This window comes from Salinicola sp. JS01, assembly GCF_030284585.1.
GTDB lineage: Bacteria > Pseudomonadota > Gammaproteobacteria > Pseudomonadales > Halomonadaceae > Salinicola.
Genome location: NZ_CP127244.1, coordinates 3,195,881 through 3,212,902, shown reverse-complemented (window position 1 = coordinate 3,212,902; position 17,022 = coordinate 3,195,881). Strand labels below are relative to the sequence as shown.

Sequence of the window (17,022 nt, the reverse complement as noted above, 5' to 3'; positions counted from 1 at the left end):
AGAACGCCATGAGCTGGGATCTGCCCCGACCCTTCCTCCTCGACATCGCGGTCGAGGCGAGTCATATCGACCACTACGGCCACGTCAACAACGCCGAGTACCTGCGCTGGGTGGAGCAGGCCAGCTGGGCTCACTCGCGGGCGCTGGGGCTGAGCCTCGACGACTACCGCGCACTCGACCGCGGCATGGTGGTGCATCGCCACGAACTCGACTATCTCGCCCCGGCGTTCGAAGGCGATGGGCTCGAGATCGCCACCTGGATCGTCGCCTGCGATGGCCGCCTGACGCTGACACGGCGCTTCCAGCTGCGCAATGACGCGACCGGCGCCACCTTGCTGCGAGCCCAGACTCGCTTTGCCTGTATCGAACTCTCCAGCGGTCGGGCGCGACGCATGCCGGCGCGCTTCGTCGAGGTCTACGGTGAGGCGGTGACGTCTCCGGCCATAAGCTAGATTTTTCTACTGTTTTACCTCTCACGACGAGAATTTTCGTGGCGATAGTTGGGCTGCGCGCGATTTTTTCGTCTTTTTTCGTCAGATATCCCGTCGTCTGAATGGCTGTGCTGTAATCCGCTCGATCCCCCAATGACAAGTCACGATCACGGAGTCAGCCATGCATATCGGTGTCCCCAAGGAAATCAAGAACCATGAGTATCGCGTCGCCCTGACCCCGGGCGGCGCGCGTGAACTCGTCGCCCGTGGCCATCGGGTGTCGGTCGAGGCGAGCGCCGGTGGCGGTGCCGGTTACCCCGACGACGCCTACCGCGAGGCCGGGGCGACGATCGTCGAGGACGTCGAGGCGCTGTGGCGTGAGGCCGAGGCGATCCTCAAGGTCAAGGAGCCCCAGGCGGTGGAGGTGGCGCGGCTGCGTCCGGGCCAGATCCTGTTCACCTATCTGCATCTGGCCGCGGAGGAGACGCTCACCCGGGGGCTGCTCGACAGCGGCGCCACCTGCATCGCCTACGAGACCATCACCGACGCCCAGGGCGGCCTGCCGCTGCTGGCGCCGATGAGCCGGGTCGCCGGGCGCATGGCGATCCAGGCCGGTGCGCACAGCCTGGAGAAGGCCCAGGGCGGGGCCGGCATCCTGCTGCCGGGGGTGCCCGGGGTGGCGCCGGCCAGGGTCAGCGTGATCGGCGGCGGCGTGGTCGGCGAGAACGCCGCGCGCATGGCGCTCGGCCTGGGCGCCGAGGTGACCATCCTCGACAAGTCGCTGGCGCGCCTCGAGGTGCTCGATCACCGCTACCAGGGTGCCATCCGCACCGTCTATTCCACCGCCGAGACCCTGGAGCAGGCGATTCGCGAATCGGACCTGATCGTCGGCGCGGTGCTGGTGCCCGGCGCCGCCGCGCCCAAGCTGATCACCCGCGCCATGCTCGCCGAAATGAAGCCCGGCAGCGTGCTGGTCGACGTGGCGATCGACCAGGGCGGTTGCTTCGAGACCAGCCGTCCCACCACACATGCAGAGCCTAGCTACATTGTCGACGGCATCGTCCACTACTGCGTGGCCAATATGCCGGGCGCAGTGGCGCGCACCTCCACCCAGGCCCTGACCAACGCTACGCTGCCGTTCGTCATCGCCCTGGCCGATAAGGGCTGGCAGCAGGCGCTGGCTGACGATAGCCACTTCCTCGCCGGGCTCAACGTCCATGCCGGGCAGCTGACCTACGCTGCGGTGGGTGAGACGTTCGACATCGAGGCGGTCGACGCCGAGCGCTGTCTGCGCTGAGCGCGCTTCAGGCCACCGTGTTTCCAACTGCGCCGCCCGCTGTGGCGGCGCCGTCGGTATCGCCGGCGCAGCGCGGCCCTGACCGCGCCGATGACGGCTGAGCCCTCCACCCGCTGACGCCGCTGAATTCGGCCGCCGTGTCTCGCATAGCGAGACGAATTTCTCTGCATGTCTCGGTTATGCTCGGGCGACATTCGCCGCCGAGCCATGACCGTGCCCGCCAGCCGTGATGCCTCCCAGACGCCCTCGACCCTGCGCCACGTGATGGCGCTGCTGCGCGTGACCGCCGCCTGCGGCGCCCGCGGCGCGGGTATCGATGACTATCTCGACGCCACCGAGCTGAGCCGACCGACCATCTATCGCCTGCTCAAGGGGCTGCGCGAGGAGGGCTTTCTGCGCCCGTCACCGCTGCGCCACCGCTATCTGCTCGGCTACGAGCTGCTGGTGCTGGGGGCCGAGGCGGGCAATGGCGCCCAACTGCGCGATCTGGCCCGGCCGCGGCTGCTGGCGCTGGCCCAGCGTCTGGGTGGCAGCTTCTATCTGTTCGCCCACGATGGCCGGCACGCGGTGTGTCTGGAGATCCAGAACGGGGCCTACCCGGTGGGGGGCTTCGTGGCGTCCATCGGTGGTCGCGTGCCGCTGGGCGTGGGCCAGGCCTCGATTGCACTGCTGGCGTCGCTGGAGGCGCGCGAGCGGGCGTGGATTCTGGAGGCCAATCGCGAGTGCCTGATGCGCGACTACGCCATCGACGTCGACGCGGTGCGCCGCGAGATCGACTACTGCCATGCCCACGGGCACGCCCGCGGGGTGGAGGGTTCGAGCCTGCCCGAGTTCACCGGGCTGGCAATGCCGCTGCTCGGTCCGGGCGAGCGCTGTCTCGGCGCCTTCAGCTGTTCGCTGCTCAAGTCGCGCCTGAGCGAGGCGCACCGCGCCACGCTGATCACCGCCATGGCCAGCGAGGTCGCCGGGCTGAAGGCCGATCTCCACGGTCTGCTGCAGCCGGAGTCCTGAACATGACGTTAGCCCCTCACCTGGCGCCGCATCTCGCCACCCATCCCGCCCATCGCAGCGCTTGCGGCTGGCAGGCACTGCTGCCGGCGCGCCCGCCCGGGCCGAGCCAGCGCGGCGACGAGCGCGCCGAGCTGGTGATCGTCGGCGCCGGCTATACCGGTGTCGCCGCCGCGCGGGCCTATCAGGCGCTGGCCCCCGAACGGCGCGTGGTGATGCTCGAGGCGGAGCGGGTGGGCGACGGCAGCCCGGGGCGCAACTCGGGGTTCATGCTGGAGATCGCGCTGGCCAACGATGCCAGCAGTGGGGCGCTGTCGCGCATGGCGACCCTCAACCGCCTCAGCCGCGAGGCGATGGCGTCACTCAAGGCGCAGGTCGATACCCACGCTATCGACTGCCAGCTGACCCGCAGCGGCACCTACCGCGCCGCCCGGGGCGCCGCCGGGCGCGCGGCTCTGGCCAGCTACGCCGAGTTTCTGCACGCCGCGGGGCTCGATTACTACAGTCTCGATCGCGCGGCCCTGGCCGAGCGCCTGGGCACCGACTACTACGCCGAGGGGCTCTATTCGCCGGACTGCTATCTGGTGCAGCCGGCGGCGCTGATTCGCGGACTGGTGGCGGCGCTGCCGCCGGCGGTCACCTGCTACGAGCAGAGCCCGGCGCTGTCACTGACCCGCGACGGCGATGGCTGGCGTGTGACCACCCCCGAGGGCGAGATTCGCACGCGTCAGGTGATGCTGGCCAACAACGCCTTCGCGCGCGCCCTGGGGGCCGACCGTTCGCGCCTTACCGCCATCTATACCTATGCCGCGTTGACTGCGCCGCTGACGCCTGCCCATACCGCCGCGGTGGCCGGCACGCCCTGGGGGCTACTGCCTACGCATCGGCTCGGCTGCACCCTGCGCACCACCGCTGACCGGCGCCTGATGATCCGCGCCCAGTACGACTACGAGCGCGAACGCGACCCGGCCACGGTGGCCGCCGCGCTGGCCGCGAGCCTGACGGCGCGCTATCCGGCGCTGGCCGATGTCGGCTTCGAGCAGGTCTGGGGTGGCACCACCGGGCTGACCCACAACGGTGCGCCGCTATGGGGCGAGATCGGCCCGGGGCTCTACGTCTCGGCGGGCTGCAACGGCGGCGGCATCGTCAAGGGCAGCGTGCTGGGCGAGGCGCTGGCGCGGCTGGCGCTGGGGCGGCCGGCGGAGGACATCCCGGCGCTGTTCGGTCGCGCCAGCTGGATGCCACCGGCGCCGATTCGGCGCCTGGCGTTCGAAGCGATCCGCCGCGTGGAGCAGCGCCGCGGCCGCGAAGAGGCGTAAGCGCCACGAGTGATGGCGCCCCCGCTCGACTGACAGAGATCGACCAGCAGAGTCCGATAAGCGCAAGACGACGACCCCGAATCGCCGACATCGCCTAATCCGATCCCGATTCGATAACAACATCAACAACACCCAAGGAGTCAGCATGGATCCGCAAATGCACTATGGGTTGCTCTCGCTGCTGCCCGCCTGTCTCGCCATCGTCCTGGCCTTCGCCACCCGTAACACCGTGTTCTCGCTGGCGGTGGCCTGCGTGGTCGGGGTGTCGATCATGGGGCAGGGGCCAATGGGCTTTCCCACCCTGTTGAAGACTTCGCTGGGGACCACGGACTTCTCGTGGATCCTGCTGCTGGAGCTGTTCATCGGTACCGTGATCGCCTTCTTCCAGCGTACCGGCGCGATCCGTAACTTCACCGCCTGGGTCGAAGCGCGCGCGCTGTCGCGGGTGCGGGTCCAACTGGTGGGCTGGTTCATGGGCATGTTCGTGTTCTTCAGCGACTATTTCAGCCCGCTGTTCGTCGGTTCCACCCTGCGCGGGCTTACCGACCGCTACCGCGTCTCGCGCGAGAAGCTGGCCTATATCGCCGACTCCACCTCGGCGCCGGTCAGCGTGCTGGTGCCGATCACCGGCTGGGCGGTATTCATCTCCGGGCTCTTGATCGGCATGGGCCCGATCGACACCGCGGGTGAGGCCATGCAGGCGTTCGTCTACGCGGTGCCGTTCAATCTCTACGCCTGGCTCTCGGTGCTGGTGGTGGGGCTGGTGATCGTCGGCGTGGTGCCGCTGTTCGGCCCGCTCAAGCGCGCCGAGGCCCGCGCCCAGAACGAGGGCAAGGTGTTCCGCGACGGTGCCGATCCGCTGCTCGGCGAGGAGCTGACCGACCTGCAGCCGTTCGAGGGCGTGCGCACCAACCTGTTTCTCAACTTCGTGCTGCCGGTGCTGATCGTGATCGGTGTTGCCGTGAGCACCTTCGTGGTCCTGGGCTCGGCCAAGACGATGGAGGCGTTCCTCGCCGCGGCGGTGGTGCTGGGCGTGATCATGCGGCTGCAGGGGATCCCGCTCAACGACATCATGAAGACCGCCACCGCTGGCATGAAAGGGGTGATGCCGGCGATTCTGATCCTGACCCTGGCCTACTCGCTCAATCAGCTCTCCAAGGATATGGGGACCGCCGGATATATCGTCGAGATCAGCCGCGACTGGCTCTCGCCGACGCTGCTGCCGGCGATCACCTTTCTGCTGGCGGCGCTGATCGCCTTCGCCACCGGCTCTTCCTGGGGCACCTTCGCGATCATGATGCCGATCTCGGTGCCGGTGGCTTTCGTCTTCACCGGCGATACGCTGACGCCGCTGGTCTACGCCACCATCGCCGCGGTGGCCGGCGGCGGGGTGTTCGGCGACCACTGCTCGCCACTGTCGGACACCACGGTGCTCGCCTCGACCGGCTCCGCCTGCGATCACATGGACCATGTGCGCACCCAGATTCCCTATGCGCTGGCGGTGGCGCTGGTATCGCTGGCGATCTATCTGCTGGTGGGCGTGACCCTGGTCGACATCGGTTGAGTCCTGGCCTGCCCGCGCCTCGGCGGCGGGCACGGCGAGGCGGGTTCGCTAAGGCACGGGCGGCAAGGTAAACTGCCGCCATTCGCCATTTCCCGTCCACTCTCCCATCGATCGAAGAGTTCATGAGCCAGCGACGCGTTCTTACCGGCATCACCACCACGGGTACGCCGCATCTGGGCAACTATGTCGGCGCGATCAAGCCGGCGATCGCCGAGAGCCAGAATCCCGATGTCCAGTCCTACTATTTCCTCGCCGACCTGCATGCGCTGATCAAGGCGCAGGACCCGCAGCGGGTGCAGCAGTCGCGGCTCGAGATCGCCGCCACCTGGCTGGCGCTGGGGCTGGATACCGATAACGCGATCTTCTATCGCCAGTCCGACATCCACGAGATCCCGGAGCTCGCCTGGCTGCTCTCCTGCGTCTGCGCCAAGGGGCTGATGAACCGCTCCCACGCCTACAAGGCGGCGGTGGCGGAGAACGAGGAGGGCGGTATTCCCGACCCGGATCGGGGCGTCACCATGGGGCTGTTCGGCTACCCGGTGCTGATGGCCGCCGATATCCTGATGTTCAACGCCCACAAGGTGCCGGTGGGGCGCGACCAGATCCAGCATATCGAGATGGCCCGCGACATGGCAGGGCGCTTCAACCATATCTACAAGGGTGACTACTTCACCCTGCCCGAGGCGATCGTCGACGAGAAGGTCGAGGTGCTGCGCGGGCTCGACGGGCGCAAGATGTCCAAGAGCTACGACAACACCATCCCGCTGTTCGTCTCGGCCAAGAAGCTTTTGAAGCTGGTGCGCAAGATCAAGACCAACTCGCTGGAGCCGGGCGAGCCCAAGGACCCGGATACCTGCACCCTGTTCCAGATCTACAGCGCCTTCGCCACCGCGGAGGAGAGTGCCGACATGCGCCGCCGCTACGCCGAGGGGATCGGCTGGGGCGAGGCCAAGAACGAGGTGTTCGAGTACCTCGATGCGCACCTGAGTGAGCCGCGCGAGCGCTATGAGGCGCTGATGAACGACCCCGGGCATATCGAACAGGTCTTGCAGCAGGGCGCCGAGCGCGCCCGCGCCGAGGCCAATGCGCTGATGGAGCGGCTGCGGGTGGCGGTGGGGCTGGGGCGCTTTCAATAGGCGTCCGTCCGCACCCGCTACGCCACCCCGACGAGCCGGCCCTGCGCCGGCTCGCGGCTATCTGGGCCGGAGCCGCCTGGCGCTGGCTTGGAACGCTATATAACACTTTCGTCTATATAAAGAATATTTATTCGTTTTCGAATTCCTGACCAAAAGACTAAGGTATCGCCCATTCGATTCCGGTCTAAAAAGGGATATCGCTTATGACAACGTTGACACAAACCGCGCCGCCCGGCCTGGGGCGGCTCTCGCCCAAGGCGTGGCTCGCCGCGCTGCTTCTGGTGCTCGGTGCGCTCGCCGTGGGGCTCTTCGTCGGCGGCCGCCAGGGTTGGCTGATGCTGATCGGTGGCGCCCTGGGGATCGTGCTCTACCATGCCTCCTTCGGCTTCACCTCGGCGTGGCGGGTGTTCATCACCGAGCGCCGCGGCCGCGGTCTGCGCGCCCAGATGGTCATGCTGGCACTGGCGGTGGTGCTGTTCCTCCCGGCGCTGGGGGCGGGCACGCTCTTCGGCGAGCCGGTGCGGGGCTTCGTCTCGCCGATCGGGATCTCGGTGATCGTCGGCGCCTTCCTCTTCGGCGTCGGCATGCAGCTCGGCGGCGGCTGCGCCTCGGGTACGCTATTCACCGTCGGCGGTGGCAACGCGCGCATGCTGATCACGCTCGCCTTCTTCATCGTCGGTTCGGTGATCGGCACGGCGCATTTCGCCTGGTGGCAGAGCCTGCCGGCGTTCCAGCCCACGTCGATGATCGATCTGTTCGGCACCGGCGGCGGGATCGGCATGAGTCTCGCGCTGTTCGCGGCGATCGCGGGCCTGACCGTGGTGATGGAGAAACGCCGCCATGGCCAGCTCGAGCAGGCGCCACGGGTGCCCCACGGCGGCGCGCGCTGGCTCACCGGTCCGTGGCCGATCCTGGCCGGCGCCATCGGTCTGGCGCTGCTCAACTATCTGACCCTGGCGCTGGCCGGGCGCCCCTGGGGGATCACCTCGGCGTTCGCACTGTGGGGCGCCAAGGCGTTCCAGGCGGTGGGCGGCGATGTCACCGCCTGGGGCTACTGGCAGAATCCCGCGCGCGCCGCCTCGCTCGACAGCAGCGTCTTCAGCGACATCACCACGGTGATGAATCTCGGCATCATCCTCGGCGCTGGCCTGGCGGCGTCGCTGGCCGGGCGCTTCGCCCCGAGCCTGCGCATTCCGCTGCGCTCGGTCGCCGCCGCGGTCATCGGCGGGCTGCTGCTGGGCTACGGCGCGCGGCTCGCCTTCGGCTGCAACATCGGTGCCTACTTCAGCGGCATTGCCTCGGGCAGCCTGCACGGCTGGCTGTGGCTGGTGGCCGCCTTCGCCGGCAACATGCTCGGCGTGCGGCTGCGCCCGTTGTTCTTCCCTGGTCCGGCGAGGCCGGTCGCTGCCAGCTGCTGAGCGCGCTCACCGAGCACCACCAAGCCCCGCCACGGCGGGGCTTTTGCATGTCTGCCGGTGCGTTCCTCGGGCACCCGGCCGCGCCGATACATGCCTTTGGCGCTGCCAAGTGGCATACTGGGCGACCCTCGACCGGCCACGGCCGGTCGCCCGCCCGCCAGGCGCCGCCGGTGGGTCGATAACGATAGCGCGCCACTCCCGGTCTGGCCCCGTTGCGGGGGGCAAGTTCGGTCCGGCCAGCGCTTTTCATCCGTAGGTCATCGCGAGAGCCGATTCATGTCCGATCACGCCAAGCGCCCCCTCTACATTCCCTATGCCGGCCCGACGCTGCTGGAGATGCCGCTGCTCAACAAGGGCAGCGCCTTCACCAGCGAAGAGCGGGTCGAGTTCAATCTGCTGGGGCTCTTGCCGCAGAACGTCGAGAGCATCGAGGAGCAGGTCGAGCGCGCCTATCGCCAGTACTCGCTGTGCCAGAACAATCTCGACAAGCACATCTATCTGCGCGGTATCCAGGACGACAACGAGACGCTGTTCTTCCGCCTGCTCGAGGAGCACCTCGAGGAGATGATGCCGATCATCTACACCCCGACGGTGGGCGAGGCGTGCGAGGAGTTCTCCAAGATCTATCGCAACCACCGCGGGCTGTTCATCTCCTATCCTGACCGCCATCGCATGGACGACATCCTGCGCAGTGCGACCAAGGACAAGGTGCGGGTGATCGTGGTCACCGACGGCGAGCGCATTCTGGGGCTCGGCGACCAGGGCATTGGCGGCATGGGTATCCCTATCGGCAAGCTCTCGCTCTACACCGCCTGCGGCGGTATCAGCCCTGCCTACACCCTGCCGATCACCCTCGACGTGGGTACCAACAACCAGAAGCTGCTCGACGACCCGATGTACATGGGCTGGCGCCACGAGCGGGTCTCGGCGGAAGAGTATGCCGAGTTCATCACCCTGTTCATGGAGGCGCTCAAGCGTCGCTGGCCCAACGTGTTGCTGCAGTTCGAGGACTTCGCGCTGACCAACGCCATGCCGCTGCTGGCGCGCTACCGCGACGAGCTGTGCTGCTTCAACGACGATATCCAGGGCACTGCGTCGGTGTGCGTGGCGACTCTGCTGGCGTCGTGCAAGGCCAAGAACGCCAAGCTCAGCGATCAGGTGATCACCTTCGCTGGTGCCGGTTCCGCCGGCTGCGGCATCGCCGAGCAGATCGTGGTGGCGATGACCCGCGAAGGGCTCTCCGAGGCCGAGGCGCGCAAGCGTATCTTCATGGTCGACAAGAACGGCCTGCTGACCACCGACATGGATGGCCTGCACGACTTCCAGCGGCGCCTGGCCCACGACCCCGAGTCGCTCGATTTCGACGGCGATGCGCGCGCGCTGATCGACGTGGTGCGCAACGCCAAGCCGACCATCCTGATCGGCGTCTCGGGGCAGCGCGGGCTGTTCACCGAAGAGGTGATCACCACGCTCAACAGCCACTGCGAGAACCCGCTGGTGATGCCGCTCTCCAACCCGACCTCCAAGGTCGAGGCGACGCCGCAGGACGTGCTCACCTGGACCCGCGGTCAGGCCATGGTCGCCACCGGCAGCCCGTTCGCCCCGGTGGAGATCGACGGGCGCCAGATTCCCATCGCCCAGTGCAACAACTCCTATATCTTCCCGGGTATCGGGCTCGGCGTGATCGCCGCCAACGCCAATCGCGTCACCGACAACATGCTGATGGCCGCCTCCAATGCGCTGGCCGAGAGTGCGCCGATCGTCAAGACCGGCGAAGGGGCGCTGCTGCCGGCGCTCGGCGATATCCGCGAGATCAGCCAGCAGATCGCCTTCGCCGTGGGCAAGCAGGCGCAGCAGGATGGCGTCGCGCTAAGCTCCAGCGACGAGGTGCTGTGGGAAGCGATCCACGGCCACTTCTGGTATCCGCGCTACCGCCAGTACCGTCGCCGCTCGATCTGAGCCCGGCGATACGGGGTATCCTTCGAAGCGATCTTCGGCGCGTCTTCGAAAGCGATCTTCGGCGCGTCTTCGAAAGCGATCTTCGGCGCGTCTTCGAAAGCGATCTTCGGCGCGTCCCTCAAAGCGATCTTCGGCGCGTCCCTTCGGGGGCGCGCCGTTTGTTTTTCATCCCACCAAGAACGCCTTTCACAACCGCAGTATGAGTTGGGCTTCTCCGGCGGCAGGCCCGAAGCGTCGGACCGTTGCGAGGGCGCTGTGAACCCCTCCCTGGGTGCTACCTTTGCCATCCCTGGCAAAGGACCCTCGCTTTGCCCAGCCCCCGGCGCCCACCATCAGAGGGGGGATGGGCTCCAAGCCCCGTCCCCGCGGCTTCTTGCCGGTCTGTTGCCGTCGTCAGCGGTTGTACTGTTGGTCGAACTTCTCTTCGCTGATGACCAGGAAGTAGATGAACTCGAAGAAGGCGATCAGCGCCGGCACCAGGGTCCAGCAGAACAGCAGATAGATCAGGCCGACGATCGGCTGCCCCAGGTAGAAGCGATGCACGCCGAAACCACCGAGGAAGAAGGCGAGGATCGCCGCGCTCCACTTGCTGCGCCCGCTCCTGGCGCCGCGCGCGACGGCGCCGCAATTAGGGCAGCTCCGGGCGCTCTCGTGGATCGGTTTGCCACAGCCGTGGCAGTAGATCATGCCGGCGGAGAGCGGCTGTGGCCGGGTGTCGACGTCTTGGGTCATGCGGGGTTCCCTATGGATGTTCCCTATGGATGAACTTGAGGGAAACGCTGCATAAATGCCTGCGCGAGCGAATCGCTGCGTTGCGTGGTACTCGAACACTCGCCTAACCCCATGTTATGTCTCGTGTTCTGTGTTCCATGCGCCTTGCGCTTCATCTCGCTCGTCGATTTATTCAGCGTTTCCTGAGCCGGTGCGGTCTTGGCCGCGATGCCCGGCCGCCAAGTCTAAGGGATCGGCGGCGGGCCCGACAGCGCCTCGCCGCCGCGGGGGCGTCGCGCTTCGCGGGTCACGCCTCGCGCTGACACTGGGTCCACCACTCGGCGCCCTGGACGTCGACGAACAGGCTGTAGAGCGAGGTGGTCGCGGTGATGTAGAGACGCTGGCCGTCACTGCCGCCGAAGCACAGGTTGGAGACCGTCTCCGGAACCAGGATACGCCCCAGCAGGGTGCCGTCGGCGGCGAAGCAGTGGACCCCGTCGGCCGCCGACGACCACAGGTTGCCCTCGCGGTCCACGCGCATGCCATCGGGCACGCCGGCGCCGATCTCGGCGAAGATGCCGTCATCCTCGAGCGTCTTGCCGTTCACCCGGAAGCGGCGGATCACCGGGGCCACCGCGGGGTCGTGGGTGGCACCGCTCTCGGCCACGTAGAGCAGGCGCTCGTCGGGGGAGAAGCAGAGCCCGTTGGGCTGGGCGAAGTCGCTGGCCACCGCGCTCAGGCTGCCATCCTCGGGGTCGAGCCGGAAGACGTGGCGCGCGGGCTGCTCGGGGTCGGCGCGGTAGCCCTCGAAGTTGGAGATCAGCCCATAGGTGGGGTCGGTGAACCAGATCGCCCCGTCGCGGCTCACCACCACGTCGTTGGGCGAGTTGAGCCGCCCGCCGGCATAGTGCGAGGCGAGCACCTGAATACGCCCGTCGGGCTCGGTGCGCACCAGGTCGCGGCTACCGTGGCGGCAGCTCACCAGGCGTCCCTGATTGTCGCGGGTATTGCCGTTGTTGAAGCCGGTGCGCTCGCGGAAGGTGGTGATACCCTCGCGTGCCGACCAGCGCAGCAGGCGCTGACTGGGGATATCGGAAAACAGCAGGCACTGATGGTCACCGAACCATACCGGCCCCTCGGTCCAGGTGAAGCCTGTGGCCAGCCGGGTCAACGGTGCCATGGGGTGAACCAGCCGCGCGAAGCGCGGGTCGCGGCTGTCGAGATGCTCAGGGGTGGGGATCATGCGCGGCGTCTCCGGGCGTTGGCGGCGATCACGATAGCGATGATGATGGTTCCGGTCAGCATCATGCGCGCGCCGGCGTCGAAGCCGTAGGCGTTGAGCATCGATACCACCAGGAACATGAACAGGGCCGCGCCCCACACCCCGGGCACGTTGGAGAAGCCGCCGGCGATCGAGGTGCCGCCGATCACCACCACGGCGATCGACAGCAGCAGGTACTGCTGCCCCATGTTGAGGGCGGCGCCGCCGGAGAAGCTCGCCAGCAGGAAACCGGTGAGCCCGGCCAGCAGCGCCACGCTGAGATAGGCACTGGCACGCACGCGCTCTACCGGCACCCCGGCGAGTCTTGCCGCGCGCGGATTCTGGCCGGTGGCGAGCAGCCAGCGCCCCCATAGCCCGCGCTCCAGCAGCCACCACACGACCAGCGCCAGGAGCACGCCGATCAGCGCCACGTTGGGCACGCCCAGGGTGCGCCCGGTGGCGAAGTCGGCCAGCGCCGCCGGCGGCTTGATACGCAGGCCGCGGTTGGACCAGATCGCCAGCGACTGATAGAGCAGCGAGGCGGCGAGGGTGGCGATGATCGGCGGCAGGCGCAGCAGCCGGATCAGCGCGAAATTGGCCGCGCCGCAGCCCAGGCCCACCAGCAGCGCCACGCCCAGCCCCAGCAGTGCGGTACCGGGGGCGCCGCCCATGGCCTTGAGCGCCAGGGTGCCGGCCAGGGTCATGACCGCGGGGATCGAGAGGTCGATATTGCCCGGCCCCAGGGTGATCACCAGCATCTGGCCGATGCCGACGATCGCGGCGAAGGCGCCGAACGAGAGCGCGGCGTAGAGCAGCCCACCGGCCTGGGAGGCGCCGGAGAGCGCGATGGAGAGAGCGAAGACCGCGATGGCGGCGAGCCAGGCCCAGAGCCAGGGCCGCGAGATCAGGCTTTGCATGGCGTCGATCCTTGCAGTGGAGAGAAGTCTCAAATCAGCGCTTCGCGGCGCGTGAACAGCAGGCGCGCGGCGAGCACCAGAATCAGCACCGCCCCCTGCGCACCGATCTGCCAGTCCGGCGAGATGTGCATGAAGGCCAGCAGCGACCCCGCCAGCGACAGCGTCAACGCCCCCAGCACCGCGCCGATCGGCGATACCCGGCCGCCGATGAACTCGCCGCCGCCGAGAATCACCCCGGCGATGCTGAGCAGGGTGTAGCTGGAGGCGACGCTGGCCCCGGACGAGGTGTAGAGCCCCACCAGCGTGAGCCCGGCGAGCACGCCGAAGACCCCGGCGAGACCGTAGGTCAGCGCGTAGAGCCCGCTCAGGCGCCAGCCGGCGCGGGCCACCGAGCGCGAGTTGCCGCCCAGGCCGCGCAGCACCGTGCCGATTCCCGAACGCATGATCAGCAGATGCGCCGCGGCGGCGATCAAAAGCGCCGCCACTACCGCCATGGGGGCCAGCGGCGGCTTGACCGTCATCAGCGCACGCAGCCACTCCGGCGAGGTGCCGCCGGGGGCGGGCATGATCACCAGCGCCAGCCCGCCCCAGATGAACGACATGCCCAGGGTGACCACGATCGCCGGCAGCTCGAAGCGGTGGATCAGTGCCCCCAGGGCGGCGTAGGCGAGCACCAGGCCGGCCAGCGCCAGCCAGCCGAGCCAGGGGTGCTGCACCAGCAGGGTGGAGACGACGCACGCCACCAGGCTGACGAAGGCGCCCACCGAGAGGTCGATGTCGTTGACCATGATGATCAGCAGCTGGCCGATGGTGGCCAGGGCGATGGGAATGGTCAGGTTGAACAGCAGGTTCAGCCCCAGATAGCTCATCGCCCGCTCCTGCAGGGCGAAGGTCGCGATCAGCAGCACGCTGAACGAGATGAGCGGCAGCAGCTTGCGCGGCGAGATCGAATGACGGGTCATCTCAGTTCTCCTGCATCTCGAACGAGGCGGCCAGGATGCGCTCTTCGCTGATCTCGGCGCCGCTCAGTTCGGCCGAGATCTTGCCGTCGCGGAAGACGAAAACGCGATCGCACTGGCATACCTCTTCGGTTTCGGTGGAGTACCACAGGAAAGTCCGGCCGGCGTCGGCCTCGGCACGAATCAGCGCATAGACCTCCTGCTTGGTGCCGACATCGACCCCGCGCATGGGGTCGTCCATCACCACGATGGGGGCGCTCGACGCCAGCGCGCGGGCGAACAGCACCTTCTGCTGGTTGCCGCCGGAGAGCGAGGTGATGGGGTTGCCCAGATCGTCGCTGCGGATGCCGATGCGCTGCTGCCACTCGTGGCCCAGCGCCGCCTCGGCGCGGCGATCCACCGCGCCGCGGTGGGCCCTGGCCGGTAGCACCGAGAGGCTCAGGTTGCGCAGGATCGACCACAGCGGCAGCACGCCGTCGCGGCCGCGGTCGCCGGCGACGAAGGCCATCCGGGGCTGGCGCGGTGCGCGCCAGCCGGAGGTGCCGGCGAAGTAGAGCTTGGCCAGGGCCTCGGCCTGGCCGTGGCCGGCAAGCCCGGCGAGGCCGACGATCTCGCCACGCCGCGCGCTGAGCCCGGCGGCGTCTTCGATCACCGTCTCGCCCGCGGCGCCTGCTCCGGGCGTGCTGGCGCCCTCGGCCCGCTGGCGCTGGTCGGCGCTCGGGGCGTGCTGGGCCACATGGCCCATGGCGTCGACCAGCGAGTCGCGGTCGAAGTCCTGGCTCGCGCGCTCGGCCACCACGCGGCCGTCCTGCATCACCACGATGCGGCTGGCGACGCGGAAGATCTCGCCCAGCATGTGCGAGATGAACACCACCGTGCCGCCCTCGGCGCAGAAGCGCTCGACGTAGGCCAGCAGCTGTTCGGCGATGCCTGCATCCAGCGACGAGGTGGGTTCGTCGAGGATCACCAGCCGCGCCTGGCCGCCGCGCGGGGCGAAGCCGATGGCGATCTCGATCATCTGACGCTGGGCGATGGAGAGGGTATCGACCCGGGCGTCGGTGTCGATGCCGTGGCCGGGAAACACCTGGTCGAGGCTGGCGCGGATCTCGGCACCGGCGCGACGGCGCCAGCCCAGCCCCTTGAGCGTGGGGTGGGCGATGCGCAGGTTCTCGGCCGCGCTCAGGTTGGGACACAGCGAGAGCTCCTGGAACACCGAGCGGATGGCGCTGCCGCGGCCGCCGCGGGTCACATGGCTGTCGATCTCGCCGCGGCTCGGCTTGAGCGTGCCGTTGATCAGATTGACCAGGGTCGACTTGCCGGCACCGTTGTGGCCCACCAGCCCCACGCACTCGCCGGGGGCCAGGGTGAGGTCGATGCCGGCGATCGCCCTGACCGCGCCGAACTGCTTGTGCACCCCGCGCAGGGCGACCACGGCTGCGACCGGCTGAGACGTGTTCATGGCTGGGTCTCCTCGGCGGCGGGCGGATTCTTGGCCGGGTCCTGGGCCGTGGCGGGGCTGGGCTCAGGCGTCGAGGCTTGCGTGGCTCGGGCCTGCTGGATCAGCCGTTCGACGTCGGCGCGGGTGAAGATCTGGTCGGCCACCGAGCCCTTGGGCGTGTGCGCCAGCACTTCGGAGAGCTCGTCCTGGCGGATGTGGTAGAGCGGTACGGTCAGGTGCTTGGGCACGTCTTCGCCGGCGAGAATGCGCTGGGCCACCCAGAAAGCGACCACGGCGATACCGGGAGCGTTGGAGATGGCGATGCTCTGGTAGCCGTTTTTGCGGTGCTGTTCGGCCCACCAGGCCAGTTCGTCCTGGGCGTTGGAGAAGATGATCACCGGCATCTCGCGCTGCGAGGCGCGGAACGCCTGGGCCACGCCGTAGGCCTCGCCGCCCTGGTTGAGCACGCCGTCGATGTGCGGCAGTGAGGGCAGTACCCCGGCCACCGCTTGCTGGGTCACGTCCTGGGCCCAGTCGCCCTCCACCGAGGAGACGATGTGCAGCTTGGGGTAGTGCTCGAGCTCGTCGACGATGCCCTGGTGCAGGTCGTCATCGACGAAGGTGCCCGGCAGCCCGCGCACCTCGAGCAGGTTGGCGCCGTCGGGGAAGCGCTTGGCCATGTAGTCGACCTGCTCGCGGCCCCACTCATGGAAGTCGTTGACGATCTTCCAGGCGCAGGGGGCGGTGACGATGCCGTCGAACGAGACCACCACCACGCCGGCGTCGCACGCCTCCTGCACCGCGCCGTTGAGGGCGGTGGTCGAGGCGGCGTCGATCACGATGGCGTCGTAGCCCTGCAGGATCAGGTTCTGGATCTGGGCGGCCTGATCGGTGGGCTGGTTCTCGCCGATGGTGAAGGCGTCGGCGGCGGCGACCACGCCGGTCTTGACCGCGGGTGCGGTCTGCGTCTGCCAGGCCGCGAGCATCTGCTGGCGCCAGGCGTTGCCGGCGTAGTTGTTGGAGAGCGCGATGCGCTTGTCCGCAGTCGAATTCGTGCGCGGCTGGCTTTGGTCTTGGGTCTGGCCTGCGACCTGAGCAGGGCTCGCGGGCGTGGCCGCTGCCTCGCCGCCGGTATCGGCGTGTGCGGCGAGGGCCGCGGCACTCAGCGCCAGCCCCAGCAGGCCCGCACGCCAGCGCCGGTTGTCGTTATCAGGGGTCATGCTCGGCTCCCATCTCTCCTGCCGCTTGCCGGTGCGATCGGGTCGTACTGGCGGGCGGACATCGCCCTCTGGTGGGGCGTGGTATCGGACACGTGTCCAGGGAGGACCATGGTTGGGCGTGGCGGTCTGGGGTGTAAAGGCGGCCCCCCGCACAAATGCTGCGGGTTCCCGCAATTTCGCCCTCAACTTAAGGATGAGGGGAAGGCGTCGGGGATAGCGCTATTCTGGTCGACCCGGCGCCCGGTTGGCGCCTGACTTTGGCCCGCGCCAGTGCGCGCAAGCGCTATCATCAGGCAGGCCGAGCGCTCCCTATAGCGCGTTCCAGGGCTTCTACGAAAAGTCAGCGAGCGCAGGCAAGACAGTTGAGGAGTTCGGTGTGAGCGA

The 17,022-nt window shown here is 68.2% G+C and carries 14 protein-coding genes; 8 read left to right on the top strand and 6 right to left on the bottom strand.

Translation table 11 applies throughout. The features are described 5' to 3' along the window. Positions 1-8 precede the first annotated feature (8 nt). The 8 genes from QO259_RS14630 to QO259_RS14595 all read left to right on the top strand — a co-directional run bounded on the left by QO259_RS14630 (position 9) and on the right by QO259_RS14595 (position 10,132). Positions 9-452: an acyl-CoA thioesterase gene (locus QO259_RS14630; RefSeq protein ID WP_285950500.1), complete on the top strand. Its 444-nt coding sequence runs from the start codon at positions 9-11 to the stop codon at positions 450-452. A 160-nt stretch (positions 453-612) separates the two neighbouring features. After that, positions 613-1,728 carry an alanine dehydrogenase gene (gene ald, locus QO259_RS14625; RefSeq protein ID WP_285950499.1) on the top strand — a complete coding sequence of 372 codons (1,116 nt, stop codon included), beginning with the start codon at positions 613-615 and terminating at the stop codon, positions 1,726-1,728. A gap of 168 nt (positions 1,729-1,896) precedes the next feature. After that, positions 1,897-2,739 (top strand): IclR family transcriptional regulator, encoded by an 843-nt coding sequence (locus QO259_RS14620; RefSeq protein WP_285950498.1) that lies wholly within the window; start codon positions 1,897-1,899, stop codon positions 2,737-2,739. A 2-nt stretch (positions 2,740-2,741) separates the two neighbouring features. Next, positions 2,742-4,055 carry an NAD(P)/FAD-dependent oxidoreductase gene (locus QO259_RS14615; protein ID WP_285950497.1) on the top strand — a complete coding sequence of 438 codons (1,314 nt, stop codon included), beginning with the start codon at positions 2,742-2,744 and terminating at the stop codon, positions 4,053-4,055. 145 nt (positions 4,056-4,200) lie between these two features. Next, positions 4,201-5,619 carry a Na+/H+ antiporter NhaC family protein gene (locus tag QO259_RS14610; RefSeq protein WP_285950496.1) on the top strand — a complete coding sequence of 473 codons (1,419 nt, stop codon included), beginning with the start codon at positions 4,201-4,203 and terminating at the stop codon, positions 5,617-5,619. A 122-nt stretch (positions 5,620-5,741) separates the two neighbouring features. After that, the gene (locus QO259_RS14605) at positions 5,742-6,755 is read left to right on the top strand and encodes a tryptophan--tRNA ligase (RefSeq protein WP_207033212.1); all 1,014 of its coding nucleotides are present in this window, start codon (positions 5,742-5,744) and stop codon (positions 6,753-6,755) included. A 203-nt stretch (positions 6,756-6,958) separates the two neighbouring features. Further along, positions 6,959-8,173, top strand: coding sequence for a YeeE/YedE family protein (locus QO259_RS14600; protein ID WP_285950495.1), 1,215 nt, complete (start codon positions 6,959-6,961; stop codon positions 8,171-8,173). A 276-nt stretch (positions 8,174-8,449) separates the two neighbouring features. Next, positions 8,450-10,132 (top strand): NAD-dependent malic enzyme, encoded by a 1,683-nt coding sequence (locus tag QO259_RS14595; protein WP_207033209.1) that lies wholly within the window; start codon positions 8,450-8,452, stop codon positions 10,130-10,132. A gap of 393 nt (positions 10,133-10,525) precedes the next feature. Here the strand turns inward: QO259_RS14595 and QO259_RS14590 are convergent, their stop codons facing one another. From QO259_RS14590 to QO259_RS14565, 6 genes are all read right to left on the bottom strand, one after another. Next, complete coding sequence (locus QO259_RS14590; protein WP_051895831.1) at positions 10,526-10,864, bottom strand: TM2 domain-containing protein; 339 nt, start codon at positions 10,862-10,864, stop codon at positions 10,526-10,528. Positions 10,865-11,150: 286 nt separating this feature from the next. Then, the gene (locus QO259_RS14585; protein ID WP_285950494.1) at positions 11,151-12,086 is read right to left on the bottom strand and encodes an SMP-30/gluconolactonase/LRE family protein; all 936 of its coding nucleotides are present in this window, start codon (positions 12,084-12,086) and stop codon (positions 11,151-11,153) included. Next, positions 12,083-13,021: an ABC transporter permease gene (locus QO259_RS14580; RefSeq protein ID WP_207033204.1), complete on the bottom strand. Its 939-nt coding sequence runs from the start codon at positions 13,019-13,021 to the stop codon at positions 12,083-12,085. Before QO259_RS14580 ends, QO259_RS14585 begins: the two co-directional genes overlap by 4 nt. A gap of 29 nt (positions 13,022-13,050) precedes the next feature. Continuing rightward, positions 13,051-13,983 carry an ABC transporter permease gene (locus tag QO259_RS14575; protein WP_285950493.1) on the bottom strand — a complete coding sequence of 311 codons (933 nt, stop codon included), beginning with the start codon at positions 13,981-13,983 and terminating at the stop codon, positions 13,051-13,053. Position 13,984: 1 nt separating this feature from the next. Continuing rightward, positions 13,985-15,439 carry a sugar ABC transporter ATP-binding protein gene (locus tag QO259_RS14570; protein WP_285950492.1) on the bottom strand — a complete coding sequence of 485 codons (1,455 nt, stop codon included), beginning with the start codon at positions 15,437-15,439 and terminating at the stop codon, positions 13,985-13,987. Next, the gene (locus QO259_RS14565; protein WP_285950491.1) at positions 15,436-16,638 is read right to left on the bottom strand and encodes an ABC transporter substrate-binding protein; all 1,203 of its coding nucleotides are present in this window, start codon (positions 16,636-16,638) and stop codon (positions 15,436-15,438) included. The genes QO259_RS14570 and QO259_RS14565 overlap by 4 nt, the downstream gene beginning before the upstream one ends. Positions 16,639-17,022: the final 384 nt, after the last annotated feature.

What these genes read in the sequence shown, in the direction of transcription:
- QO259_RS14630 (WP_285950500.1), top strand. Translation starts at nt 9, where the DNA reads ATGAGCTGGGATCTGCCCCGACCCTTCCTCCTCGACATCGCGGTCGAG.
- QO259_RS14570 (WP_285950492.1), bottom strand. Translation starts at nt 15,439, where the DNA reads ATGAACACGTCTCAGCCGGTCGCAGCCGTGGTCGCCCTGCGCGGGGTG.
- ald (WP_285950499.1), top strand. Translation starts at nt 613, where the DNA reads ATGCATATCGGTGTCCCCAAGGAAATCAAGAACCATGAGTATCGCGTC.
- QO259_RS14585 (WP_285950494.1), bottom strand. Translation starts at nt 12,086, where the DNA reads ATGATCCCCACCCCTGAGCATCTCGACAGCCGCGACCCGCGCTTCGCG.
- QO259_RS14565 (WP_285950491.1), bottom strand. Translation starts at nt 16,638, where the DNA reads ATGACCCCTGATAACGACAACCGGCGCTGGCGTGCGGGCCTGCTGGGG.
- QO259_RS14605 (WP_207033212.1), top strand. Translation starts at nt 5,742, where the DNA reads ATGAGCCAGCGACGCGTTCTTACCGGCATCACCACCACGGGTACGCCG.
- QO259_RS14590 (WP_051895831.1), bottom strand. Translation starts at nt 10,864, where the DNA reads ATGACCCAAGACGTCGACACCCGGCCACAGCCGCTCTCCGCCGGCATG.
- QO259_RS14610 (WP_285950496.1), top strand. Translation starts at nt 4,201, where the DNA reads ATGGATCCGCAAATGCACTATGGGTTGCTCTCGCTGCTGCCCGCCTGT.
- QO259_RS14580 (WP_207033204.1), bottom strand. Translation starts at nt 13,021, where the DNA reads ATGCAAAGCCTGATCTCGCGGCCCTGGCTCTGGGCCTGGCTCGCCGCC.
- QO259_RS14600 (WP_285950495.1), top strand. Translation starts at nt 6,959, where the DNA reads ATGACAACGTTGACACAAACCGCGCCGCCCGGCCTGGGGCGGCTCTCG.
- QO259_RS14615 (WP_285950497.1), top strand. Translation starts at nt 2,742, where the DNA reads ATGACGTTAGCCCCTCACCTGGCGCCGCATCTCGCCACCCATCCCGCC.
- QO259_RS14620 (WP_285950498.1), top strand. Translation starts at nt 1,897, where the DNA reads ATGTCTCGGTTATGCTCGGGCGACATTCGCCGCCGAGCCATGACCGTG.
- QO259_RS14595 (WP_207033209.1), top strand. Translation starts at nt 8,450, where the DNA reads ATGTCCGATCACGCCAAGCGCCCCCTCTACATTCCCTATGCCGGCCCG.
- QO259_RS14575 (WP_285950493.1), bottom strand. Translation starts at nt 13,983, where the DNA reads ATGACCCGTCATTCGATCTCGCCGCGCAAGCTGCTGCCGCTCATCTCG.